The sequence below is a fragment of the Gemella sp. genome (assembly GCF_057272915.1).
This window is the reverse complement of record NZ_DBHIUF010000009.1, coordinates 40,846-53,614: the sequence shown is the minus strand read 5'-3', so window position 1 is coordinate 53,614 and position 12,769 is coordinate 40,846. Positions and strand designations below refer to the sequence as shown.

At 29.0% G+C, this 12,769-nt stretch carries 9 protein-coding genes; all 9 read left to right on the top strand.

All coding sequences use genetic code 11. From position 1 onward, the window contains the following. Nucleotides 1-148: 148 nt before the first annotated feature. The 9 genes from tpx to ACO6OL_RS05225 all read left to right on the top strand — a co-directional run bounded on the left by tpx (nucleotide 149) and on the right by ACO6OL_RS05225 (nucleotide 12,746). The gene (gene tpx, locus ACO6OL_RS05265) at nucleotides 149-646 is read left to right on the top strand and encodes a thiol peroxidase (RefSeq protein ID WP_485502377.1); all 498 of its coding nucleotides are present in this window, start codon (nucleotides 149-151) and stop codon (nucleotides 644-646) included. A gap of 11 nt (nucleotides 647-657) precedes the next feature. Further along, nucleotides 658-1,278 carry an MptD family putative ECF transporter S component gene (locus tag ACO6OL_RS05260; RefSeq protein WP_485502376.1) on the top strand — a complete coding sequence of 207 codons (621 nt, stop codon included), beginning with the start codon at nucleotides 658-660 and terminating at the stop codon, nucleotides 1,276-1,278. A 1-nt stretch (nucleotide 1,279) separates the two neighbouring features. Then, the gene (locus ACO6OL_RS05255) at nucleotides 1,280-1,969 is read left to right on the top strand and encodes an energy-coupling factor transporter transmembrane component T (RefSeq protein ID WP_314160259.1); all 690 of its coding nucleotides are present in this window, start codon (nucleotides 1,280-1,282) and stop codon (nucleotides 1,967-1,969) included. A 4-nt stretch (nucleotides 1,970-1,973) separates the two neighbouring features. Further along, nucleotides 1,974-3,419, top strand: a complete 1,446-nt coding sequence (locus ACO6OL_RS05250) for an ATP-binding cassette domain-containing protein (protein WP_485502375.1) — start codon at nucleotides 1,974-1,976, stop codon at nucleotides 3,417-3,419. Between the two features lie 242 nt (nucleotides 3,420-3,661). Further along, on the top strand, nucleotides 3,662-4,612 hold the full coding sequence (whiA, locus tag ACO6OL_RS05245; protein WP_485502374.1) for a DNA-binding protein WhiA: 951 nt from the start codon (nucleotides 3,662-3,664) through the stop codon (nucleotides 4,610-4,612). A gap of 17 nt (nucleotides 4,613-4,629) precedes the next feature. Then, nucleotides 4,630-5,241 (top strand): NUDIX domain-containing protein, encoded by a 612-nt coding sequence (locus ACO6OL_RS05240; RefSeq protein WP_485502373.1) that lies wholly within the window; start codon nucleotides 4,630-4,632, stop codon nucleotides 5,239-5,241. Nucleotides 5,242-5,583: 342 nt separating this feature from the next. Then, nucleotides 5,584-6,792: a sodium/glutamate symporter gene (gene gltS, locus ACO6OL_RS05235; RefSeq protein ID WP_485502372.1), complete on the top strand. Its 1,209-nt coding sequence runs from the start codon at nucleotides 5,584-5,586 to the stop codon at nucleotides 6,790-6,792. A 287-nt stretch (nucleotides 6,793-7,079) separates the two neighbouring features. Next, the gene (locus tag ACO6OL_RS05230; protein ID WP_485502371.1) at nucleotides 7,080-8,105 is read left to right on the top strand and encodes a YSIRK-type signal peptide-containing protein; all 1,026 of its coding nucleotides are present in this window, start codon (nucleotides 7,080-7,082) and stop codon (nucleotides 8,103-8,105) included. Nucleotides 8,106-8,423: 318 nt separating this feature from the next. Continuing rightward, nucleotides 8,424-12,746, top strand: a complete 4,323-nt coding sequence (locus tag ACO6OL_RS05225; RefSeq protein WP_485502370.1) for a pneumococcal-type histidine triad protein — start codon at nucleotides 8,424-8,426, stop codon at nucleotides 12,744-12,746. Nucleotides 12,747-12,769 lie beyond the last annotated feature (23 nt).

Genomic DNA, 12,769 nt, shown 5'->3' with positions numbered 1-12,769 from the left:
ATTATATCATAAATTTCATATATTATTGTATAAAAAATACTTAAAATGAAAGTAAATTATATAAAAAACTTTTATCTATAATTGAAATATGTTATCATTAGGTGTAGATAGTTTTATCAATAAATTATAAATTAGAGAGGTATAAATTATGAAGAAAACAATAAGCTTTAAGGGTACACCAGTAACAATTGAAGATAAATTAAATGTTGGAGATGTTTTTCCTAACTTCAGAGCTGTAACTAAGACTCTATCAGAATTTGAGTTATCAGATTATAAAGGGAAAAATGTAATTATCAATACATTCCCATCTATTGATACAGGAGTATGTGCTTTACAGACAATTAATTTTAATAAAGAAGTTCGTGATTTGGCAGATACTGTAGTAATAACAGTTTCAAAAGATTTACCGTTTGCTTTAGGTAGATTCTGTGCTGATAAAGAAATAAACAATGCAATTACTGTATCTGACTATAAATATCGTGATTTTGAAAACAACAATGGCCTTTTAGTTGAAGAATTAGGATTATTAACACGTTCTGTGTTTATTCTTGATAAAGACGGAGTTATTCGCTATAAAGAAGTACTAGAAGAAATTGGTGAAGAGCCAAATTATAAAGTTGCTTTAGATGAACTTAAGAAAATATAGTGGGGTAATCGATGACAGAATTAAAATATATAAATAAAGAAGATAATAAGAATTTACAAATCAAAGATCTAATTACATTAGGTCTCTATACAATATTATTAGTTCTTGTAATGGCGGTAGGTATTGGAATTTCTACACTATTGACATCAGTTATATTTGGAGGTAAAGTTTATTTTGCTACATATACATCTATTACTGCAGCGCTAGTTTGTGGTAGTGTATATAGTTTAATTTTCAATAAAATCAATAAAAACATGGCAATATTTATAATGATCGCAATTATCGGAATTTTTATGACGGTTTCTGGACACTCTGTAGTTGGAGGTGTTGTACTTATTATAGCGGCAGTTTTAGCGGAGATTGCTTTTAGATATGGGAATGAATATTTATCATACTTATTCTTTAATCTAGGAAATATTGGTATTATTCTACCGATGTTCTTTATGAAAGATTCATATGTAAAACATCTTCAAAATAGAAATTATTCAGATGAAAAGATAAATCTAGTAATGAGTAGTACAGATATGAAGACATTTATTTTTATAGTTATCTTTACTATAATATTCTCAATAATTGGAACATATCTAGGAAGAAAATTATACTTTAAGAATTTCAATAAAGCAGGACTATAGAATGTTAAGGTTAGATATTAGAACTAAGATTTTTATATTAGTAATTGCTAATATACTAATGTTTAAAATGATGACAGTACCTGTTCACCTTATAGTAGCACTATGCTTTTCAATATACTTAGGAATTAGTTCTAACTTTAAGAGAATGAGTAGATTTTTTGGTATATATCTTTTCTTTACTGCATATGAAGTATTTTTTGCTCATACAGTTACGTTACAGGTTATTGATAGTTTCTTGTTATTAACTGCATTAATGTTTAAGACACTGTATTTCCCATTATGTGCAGGTATGGCTTTAGTAAGTAGTTCAAAAGTTTCGGAACTAATCTGCTTTTTGAGAAGCATAAAGTTACCAAAGAAAATGATTATAGTACTAGCAGTACTATATAGATTTTTCCCGGTTTTACTTACAGATTATAAGTTAATAAAGAATTCATTACGAATGAAAGGAATTGGAGTAAGTAGAGGTTACTACTTACTTCATCCAATTAAATTCTTTGAATATGTATTTGTTCCTTATGTAATTATAAGTACCAATATAGCAAATGAGCTGTCGGTGTCTTGTTTATGCAGAGGGATAGATAACGAAGAGAAACCAAGTAGTTATATTGAATTAAAGTTTAATAAGAGTGATTATCTAACTATGGTTATTGTAGCAAGTGCTTTTTGTTATATTATGTATATGAGGTGATAAATTGATAACATTTAAAAATTTTAATTATAAATATATTGAATCGAAAAAATTAAATATTGAAGATTTATCACTAGATATAAAAAAAGGTGAATGTATTCTCTTTACTGGTGCTAGTGGTTGTGGAAAAACTTCTATTTTACGAGTTTTAAATGGATTAGCTCCAGAATTTTTTGATGGTGGATATAGTGGTGAATTTAAAGTAGCCCATCTAAATATTGGAGATAGATTAAAAGAATTTTCAAAGGTTGTGGGAAGTGTTTTTCAAAATCCTAAAAACCAGTTTTTTAATCTAGATTCTACGAGTGAACTTGCCTTTAGTATGGAAAATTATGGTTATTCTAAATCAGAGATACAAAGTAGAATTGATGAAGTGATATCAGAATTTTCTGCGGAATATCTGTTGGAAAGAAATGTCTTAGAACTAAGTGGTGGAGAAAAACAAAAACTAGCTTTTATGGCTAGTATGATGTTAGACGCGGATGTTTATGTTCTAGATGAGATAACTAGTAATCTAGATTTGAAGGCGATACAGCTTATTTCATCAATAATTGAAACATTGAAGAAAAAAGGTAAAACTATAGTTGTTGCTGAACATAGAATATATTATCTAAAAGATTTAATTGATAGAATGTATATTATTAAAGACGGTAAATTAATTCATGAAGTTACTAAAGAACAGCTATCAGATTTTGACAGCAAATCTTGTCACACAAGACAGATTGATTTATCTAAAGTAGAGCTAGGTAATAAAGAGAATAGAAATTTTAAAGAAGACTTTTTAAATATCGAAAGACTTGAATATAAAGTTCATGATAGGAAAGTTGAACTCCAAAGTGAAAGTTTTGCAGCTTCAAAAATCTATACTATTATTGGTGATAATGGTTGTGGGAAAACAACTTTTGCTAATGCTCTATGCGGTCTGCATAAATCAAAACATAAAATTAAATTAGATGAAAAATATCTAAATAATAAAGGTTTAGTAAAAAATGCATTTCAAGTAATGCAAGATGTTAACTATCAATTATTTACTAATCAGGTTGAAAAAGAAATTAAATTAGGTAGCGATAATTTATCGTTATTTGATGAAGTTGTAGATAGATTAAACATTAGAAAATTTTTAGATAGACATCCGAATACTTTATCTGGTGGAGAAAAGCAAAGAGTCGCTATTGCTTCTGCACTTTTATCAAATAAAAAAGTACTAATCTTTGACGAACCAACTAGCGGTTTAGATTATGTTAATATGATTGAACTAAGTCGGTTGATAGAAGAAATCGCTAAGAATGATGTTGTAATATTTATAATTACACATGATTATGAGTTCTTATGTCAGATTTCAGATGAAGTTCTTTATTTTGACAAAGAAGGCATAAAAGAGCGTATCGATGTTAATGAAGAAAATAAAAATAGAATATTAGAATTAATGGGAGTGACTCAAAAGTCCTAAATTTTCAAAAAGTGTATATTATAGCTCATAGACGCAGTGGTTTATTGATATCTAAATACACTTTATAAAAGCTTTTTAGATATCTAATAAACTGTACGGGGGCGACTCGACAAAATCTTGTTTCTTAAGAAATCACGATTTTTGAGTCGCTCCCATTTCTTAACTCAAATGAGTTGTTAAATTGAATGTATCGTGATAAAATATATAAGTTACAAAAAATAATTAGGATAAGGAGGGAACTTATGTCATACGCTTCAGATATGAAGAAAGAATTAACTTTAATAGAAATAACAAAAGATAGAGAATTTTTATCAGAGTTATCAGCCTTAATAAAGATGAATGGTGTATTAAATATATCAAATGGTAGATTAAGTTTAAGCTTTCAAACAGAAAATGCGTCTATAGCAAGAAGAATGTTTTCATTAATAAAGTTTTTCTATGATGTTCACGTGAATATATCTGTTAGAAAAAAATTGAAATTGAAGAAAAATAATGTATATATTTGTCGTTTAGATCAACATGTAAAAGAGATACTAACTGATTTGTATATATTAAATGATAACTATACAATGAGAATTGATATAGCAAAAGAATTAATAGATACTGATGAGAAGAAGAGAGCTTATCTACGTGGCGCATTTTTAGCAGGAGGATCTATTAATAACCCTCGTACTTCTAGTTATCATATGGAAATTTTCTCTTCTTACGAAGAACATAATAAGGAATTAAATGAGCTTTTAAATAGCTATAAATTGAATGCTAGAAGTCTTGAAAGAAAAAAAGGTTTTATAGTTTATATTAAAGAATCTGAAAAAATAGCAGAGTTTATTAATCTTGTTGGAGCTTTTCAAGCACTATTCCAATTTGAAGACGAAAGAATTGTTAGAGATATTAATAACTCAGTTAATAGAATGCAAAACTGCGATATGGCTAATATGAATAAAACTGTTAATGCTTCAGCAAAACAGGTTGAGGACATCAATATAATTGAGGAAAGAATTGGATTAGATAATATTGATGAGAAACTTAGAGTTGTTGCTGAGGCTAGACTTAAATATCCAGAATATCCTTTAAAAGAAATAGCAGAAATGATTGAGGATGGGAAATTATCTAAGTCAGGCTTAAATCATAGATTTAGAAAAATTGCTAAAATAGCTAAGGAATTAAAAGAAGGTACGTATCAAGTAAAATAATAAAGTGAGGAAAAACGATGAGTAAGTGGGATGAACAAATATTAGTAGTTAATAGAAAAGAATTATTTAATAATGAAGAAAATCATTTCTATGGATTTATAGAAAAAAATGATGAAAAAACCGAGAAAATCATTTCTACATTTGAATCATACGAAGTTAAACGTCGAGGTGATATGGAAGAAGATCCAAATTATAAGCAATTGATTGGTTATGTTTTACTAAAAGATATAACTACAGGTGAAGTACTAGTTTATAAACGTCTAGTAGGTGGAGGAGAAGCTAGACTTCATGGGAAAGCATCTGTTGGTATTGGTGGTCATATGAATGAAGTTGAAGGAAAAACAATTTTTAAAATGTTAAAAATTAATGCTGCACGTGAATTAAATGAGGAAGTTGGAGTTTCAGAAGAAGATGCTTTAAATAACCTACATTTTATTGGGTTAATAAATGATGATAAAACTGAAGTTGGTCAAGTGCATATAGGAGTTGTTTACGAATGTAAAGTTGATAAACAACTTGTAGAAGTTAAGGAAGATGATACTCTTGTTATTAAATGGATGACAGGAGAAGAAGCCAAAGCAGAAGAAAATTATGAGACTTGGTCAGAATTTTTAAAACCAATATTTTAATAAATAAAAGGGCTAACCCAAAAGTCCTAAATTTTAACAAGGTTTATATGAAAACTCATAGATGCAGTGGTTTATTGATATCTAAATTCGCTTTTTAAAAGCTTTTTAGATATCTAATAAACTTTACGGGGGTGACTCGATAAAATCGATTTCTTTGAAATCGCGATTTTTGAGGCACTCTTTTTTGTTTGTAATAAAATCTGACGTATAATTGAAGAATAGTGCTAAAAAGTGTAATATATGGATAAGGAATTAAAACGAAAAAAATTTATAGATTATAAATTTATAAATTTAAAAAAGTTGATGTAAGAAAATATAACATTTAAAAGGAAGGATGATAGTATGTTAAATATTAAAATGGATATGATACAAACAGTAGGACTTGCTGTTGTTATTTTGATAATAGGTAGATTTTTACGAAAGAAAGTTAAATTTTTTGAAACGTATTGTATACCTTCACCGGTTATAGGAGGATTTTTATTTGCGATTATTAATTTGTGCCTACGACAAACTAATTTGATAATATTTGAATTCGACAATACACTTCAAAGCTTCTTTATGACATTGTTCTTCACAAGTATCGGGTTTAATGCAAGCTGGAAATTGTTAAAAGTAGGTGGAAGAAAAGTTATTATGTTTTTAATTGTTTCAATAATATTAGTAGTGCTACAAAATATTTTAGCCGTAGGGATTGGATATGCAACAGGGATTGATCCACTAATTGCATTATTAACAGGTTCAACGGCAATGACAGGAGGGCACGGAACAGCGGCGGCAATGGCACCTATTGTAGAAGAGTTAGGTCACACTGGAGCTAAGAGCGTAGCGATTGCGGCGGCTACATTTGGACTAATTGCTGGTTCAAGTTTAGGAGGACCGCTTGCGAACAGATTGATAAAAGGGAAAAAATTAGAAGTAGTAGCTGAAGAAGTTGATAATGAACAAGTTAGAAATGATGAGTTTTTATTTAATAATGATGTAAAAAAACTAGATGGTGAAAGTTTTGCTAAGGCATTTTTCATGATATTATTAGCGATGTTTATAGGAAGTTATGTATCAACATTTTTAAATCAATTTTTGAAATTTCCTAGTTATATAGGGCCTATGATAGTAGCAGCAATACTAAGAAATATATCAGACCATACAACTAAATTTGATTTACACTATGAAGAAGTACATATTCTAGAAGATGTTTCGTTGAACTTATTCCTTGGAATGGCAATGATTAGTTTAAAATTATGGGAATTAAGTAGTGTGGCAGGTCAACTAGCAGTATTATTACTTGCACAAGCGGTTTTAGCATGGGTATTTATTTACTTTGTAACATTTAGATTTATGGGTAGAAATTATGATGCAGCAGTATTATCTGCAGGACATGCAGGTTTTGGACTTGGGGCAACACCTAATGGAATAGCCAACATGCAGAGCGTTTGTGATAAATATAAACATTCTCATATAGCATTCTTTGTAATGCCTATAGTAGGGGCACTATTTATAGACTTCTTTAATGTAGCAATAATAAGTGGATTCTTCTCGTTTTTGTCTAGATAGAAGAAAATTTGGCTTGATTAAGTGTCTTAATCAAGCCATTTTTTGAAATTGCTTGATGAATGTTTTGATGTGTAATATAATAGTAGATGTTGACTCAAAAGTCTTAGAACTTAACAAAGTTCATATGAGAACTCAAAGACGAAGTGGTTTATTGATAGCTAAGTTTGCTTTATAAAAGCTTTTTAGATATCTAATAAACTTTGCAGGGGTGACTTGAGAAAATCGATTTCTTCGAAATCACGATTTTAGAGTTACTCCCAGAAATCATTTGAGATAAGGAGAAAGCAGTGAAGAATAAAACATATTTTATAAGAAGAGTTTCTGTTGGTATTGCAAGTATTATTATCGGTTTAAGTGTTTGGGAAATTGGCACGGTAAACGCTGCAATAAATTCTAATATATCAACGAGTAGTAAAGTTATTATTGATGAAGATGGAGTTAGACCAATTGCTGAACCAAATCCGTCGGAGAATGTAAAAGAAGAATTGAAAAGAAAACCACCTATAAAATCAGAGGAGAAACCAGCGTTAAAGCCAATAGAAAAGCCATCGGAAAAACCAACAAAAAAAACTGAAGAAAAGCCGTTGGAAGAATCATCGGAAAAATCAACTGAAAAGCCGATAGAGCAACTACCTGTTAAATCACTAGAAAAGGCAACAGAAAAACCAACTACTAATTTTTTAGAAACAAAATCTAAAGTGGAAATTAAAAACGATGTATTAGTAGGGAATTTATCTGGACGTGAAATTAAGGTTTCTTTTAAAAAAGGTAGTATCTCTGCTGAAAAATTGTATGTAGAACCGTTAAATGATAATGATTTAAACCAGACTATTAAGAATAAACTAGGTAGTGATTATAATATTATAGAGACTTTTGAGATTCATTTTGAAAAAGATGATAAAAAAGTGGACAGTAGTGTAGAACGTACAGTTACCGTTGCTGTTGTGAAAAAAGATAATACCGAATTAGAAGTTTATCATATAGCTGATGAAGATACTCTTGAGAAAGTAAATAGTAGCTATAGTACTGGTGAGTTGAGATTTAATATAAAGCATTTCAGTAAGTTTACTATAGTAGAACGTATAAAAATAGGTAGCAAGGATTTAGAAGAAAGAACAAAAATTGTAATTCTAGAAAAAATAGAAAATAAAGAAAAAGAAAATAATGAGTTACCCGAAACAAAGAGTATTAAAGATGAAAAAAAATTGAAAATACTTCCTAATACGGGTATATCTGTAAATTCATTTATTTCTACAGGATTTATTTTATTAACTGTAGCTAGTATTATAAGAAAAAAGAAAAATTATATATAACCAATTAAATATAAAAAAACATATGGATATCATACTGAATTATGCAGTTGGTATCCATTTTTTGTATTTTAAGGTTCAAATTATATAAGTATAAGTATTATAAATAAGATTTTAGTGTGTTGGTGATAAACATAATTTTTTAAATGTCCTTAATTATTAAAGTTTATTAAATCAAAGTTTTATTTTATAAGTAAGAAAAAAATATAAAAATATTAAATTCAAAAACAGTAAATCGTAAAGATAACTATTTACAAAGAAAGATAATCGTGTTATAATAAATCGAAATTATTTCGAATTATATAATTGAGGAGAAAATACATGAACAAGAAAAAAATGATAATTACTGGTGCCTGTGGTTTATTAGTAATCGGATTATCTGCATTCGCAGGATACGAATACGGAAAACACCAAGCATATGAATCTGCACCACTAGTGCAAAATACAGCACAAGCAAAAAAAATTAATTACTCTGACAAAGTTAGCTCAGTAGTAGTAAGTGAAATTACGGAAGATGGTTATGTTACACTTCATGGTGATCATAGCCATTATGAAAAAGGATTAATACCTTATAACGCTAAAATTCTTGATTCATTAGTTTATAAAAATAAAGACTATAAACTAAAAAATGAAGATATTCAGTATGAACTTGCTGAAGGTTATGTTATAAAAGTAAATGGTAAATATTACTATTATCCAAAAGAAGGAACAACTCAAAATAACGTTGTAGATGAAAAAACTGCGAAAGAAATTTCTGCACATGCACATCATCACCATGGAGAATCTAGCGAATCTAAAGGAAATGGAGATAACTACACATTTAATCCAAAAGATATAGTAAGTGAAACTCAAGATGGTTACGTAGTTCGCCATGGAGATCACTTCCACTATATTAAGAAGAGTGAATTATCAAGCACACAATTATCACAAGCAAAAGAAGCTGGAGTTAATCCTTCTTTAGCATCATCAACAGCAGGAGTAACAACTCCAACGAGTGATGGCTATATCTTCAAAGGTGAAAGTGACATTATAGGAAGAAACAGTTTTGGCTTTATAGTTCAACACGGTAGTCATCAACATATAATTCCATATTCACAATTAAGAGGAACACAATGGGAATATTTATTAAATGATCAAGGAACTATAACTAATAACACTAATACAACAGTAGTAAACACTCCAAAAACTAATATAGCAAATGACAATCATCATGACCATCATGAAAATATATCAAACGATGAGCATAATGAACATTCATTAGAACATGGAGATGATTATAAATTTGATCCAAAAGATATAGTAAGCGAAGATGAAAATGGATATACAGTACGCCATGGAGATCATTTCCACTATATTCCAAAGAATAAAGTAGAAAAACCTGTCGAAACTGCTAAACCAACGCCAGCAATCTCTACGCCTACTGTTTCTAAAGCAAGTAAAGTAGAGAAACCAGCTGAAATTGCTAAACCAGCTCCAGTTATCCCTACTCCTGCACTTCCTGAAGTAAATAAAGCAGAAAAACCTGCCGAAACTGTTAAACCAGTTCCGGTTGTTACGGTTCCAGTTTTACCTGAAGTGAAAAATGAAGAGAAACAAAAAGTAGAAGAAACAGTTGTAAGACCTAGCATCTTATCATTTGCTGGAGTTCAATTTGAGACTAGTGATGGGTTTAAACTGTCTGATGATAGTATTACAACACCGACTTCAACAGGGCTTTTAGTAGCTCATAGTGGGCATCAACATTTTATATTCTATAAACAATTAGTAAATTCTAAATTTGAAAAATTAATTCCTCATCAATATCTAAATAAAGCCAAAGAAGAGTATGTTGAGTTAGAGAAAGAAGTTAATGATAAGATTAATTATATTTCTAAAAAGAATAATATAGATAAAGATAAATTTAGTTATGTTATTACTTCAAACGGGGATGCAATTTCATATAATGGAAAAATGGAGTTGTTAAAAGATATAAATATCAAAGAAGATGCGGAGACAAATAATTCGAATATATTAGGCACTGAAGAAAATAATTCTACAAGTAATAATTCTGCAACTACTAACACAGAGACACCTAATAATTTAGTAGAAGGGAAAAATGAAACTTCTTCAGAAGAAAAAGAAATTGAAGAAAAAACTGATTATGTTGCTAAACAATTAAATATAGATAAAAGTGCTATAAAATTAATTGAAACAGCAGAAGGTAAGGCGGTGGTATATCCACATGGAGATCATAGCCATACTATATTGCTTAAAGATATAGATACATCAAAACCTTTGGCAGATCCACATAGTAATTCGGGAGCTGAGACGTTGAAAAAATTAGGATTTGATGATGACATTATCCATGATATTCAACATGCATCAGCTGACACTGATTTTCCTGCACAAGAGACAAATGTAGAGAAAATGAAAGAGTGGTTGAAAACTGTTAAGTATCTAAACATAGGTCAAAACAAAGATCCACTCAAAAGGAATGGATTGGACCTTATGCCAAATATTGAAGTTCTAGGTATTGGATATACTTCTATCGATGATATTACACCTGTCTATAAATTCAAGAAATTGAAACAATTATATGTATCAAGAACTGGTATTAAGGATTACTCATTTATAAAAAATATACCAACATTAGAAGGGATTGATTTCTCTGAAAATGATATACAAGATATCTCATTCTTAAAAGATTATCCAAATTTAAAATTAGTATCTGCTGCAGGAAATAATATTGAAAATATTGATGTACTAAAAAATCTTACTAACTTAGAGTCGTTGAATTTAGACAATAACAAGATTAAAGATATCTCAGCTCTAAAAGATTTAAATCACTTAAGAGCAGTTAGTCTTGAAAATAATAATATTACAAAATTAGATGCATTGAGCAGTAAAAATGAATTAGAACGCTTATTCTTATCTAATAATAGTGGCTTAGAATTAGCAACTCTTAAAAATAATAGTTTAGAGCAACTGACGGCAAATAATAGTAATATTAGAGATTTAAGTGTTGTTTCTAACTTGCCTAAGTTGAAAAAAATAGTAGCAAATGATAATAAAATAACAACATTATCTCATTTGAAAAATGCTAAAGTTTTAGAAAGTGTAGAAGTTAATAATAATAAAATTGATAGTTTGGATTTTGAGAACAGTACAATTACAAGTCTAGAAATTAAAAACAATAAATTAGAAGAAATTAATAACATTAATAAACTATCTGCACTTGAGAATTTAGATGCTAGTGGCAATAAAATTAGTGAGTTCCCATCTAATAAACAAGATAAATTAATTAATCTAATAGTTAAAAACAATGTTATTAGATCAATGGAAAATGTAAATAATCTTACGTCGTTAAAATACTTAACAATGTCAAATAACTATGTATCTACATTAACATTGAAAGAAAAAAATAAAACTTTAGAATACCTAGATATAAGTCATAATACTGTTCCAAAAGAAGAGTTAGAAATTCCAAGTGATGGAAATATTCCAAAAGGAATAATGAGTAATTTTGAGAAGGTTGAAGGTGGAGATATAAAAGAAAATTATGTGCTATCTGCTGATTATATTATAGAACAGGCAGAAAAATTACAAGAAGAGATATTAAAACTTAAAGAAGAGAAAAAATTAGCTCCAGAAGTTGCTGATGAATTAAAACAAAAAGCTCGTATTATTTATCTTGATATGTCTTATAGTGTAGATCAAAGCAGAAATAAACAAATTGATTTAGAAAAACAATTGAGTGAAATAAGAAAACAGGTTAAAGATAATTTAGTAACACCAACTACTGAGGTAGCTAATAAAGAAAATTCAGTTACCGAGTCATCTAATACAGAAACTGAGCATACTTCAGAAGTACATAATCATAATAAAGCAGAGCACGATTCAGAAACGCATAATCATAATGAAGCTGAAGAACATGATTTTGTATTCGATGTGAATAATATAGTTAGTGAAGAAGGTGATGGATATATTGTAAAACATGGTGATCATAATCACTTTGTTAAAAAATCTGATTTATCAGCTAAACAACTAGAAGAAGCAAAAGAATTTTTAGCTAAGAAAGGTGCAGCAACAACAACCGAAGATAAAGCAACTATAGATAGTAAGAAAAATTATATTGCATTATTTTACGGAATAAATGTAAGCGATATTACAGTTGATAATAACACATTAGTATTTAACTATAACGGTGTTCTTAAACGTCTTTCACTTAGTGACATAACTGTTCCAGTGATGAGCGCAGATTTAGAAGGAGATTTTGAAAAAGAAATAACAGCATTGGCAAGTAGTATGAACACAACAGTCGAACATATACAGGTTCAAGATGGTCAAATGATAGTAAATCATGGTGATCATAACCATTATTATCCAATTAAGAGTCCTGGATGGAGACTATATAATCAAAACAAAATACCTTATATAGAGATTCCAAAAGTAAATGGGAATATTGATGAAGCTGTAGTTAATAGTAGATTAACAGAATTAGAAAATAAAGCCCAGACTGTACTCGCTAATAATCCGGCGAAATTAAGAAAAGTACTGAATTGGTTAAATAACTTTAGGGATGTTAGTTTAGCATGGCATGTCACAGCAACAGACGGATATTTACAAGCATTAGACAAGTTTGAAAAAACCCAAATTAATGCATAACTTTATATTATAAAAATAAAAGA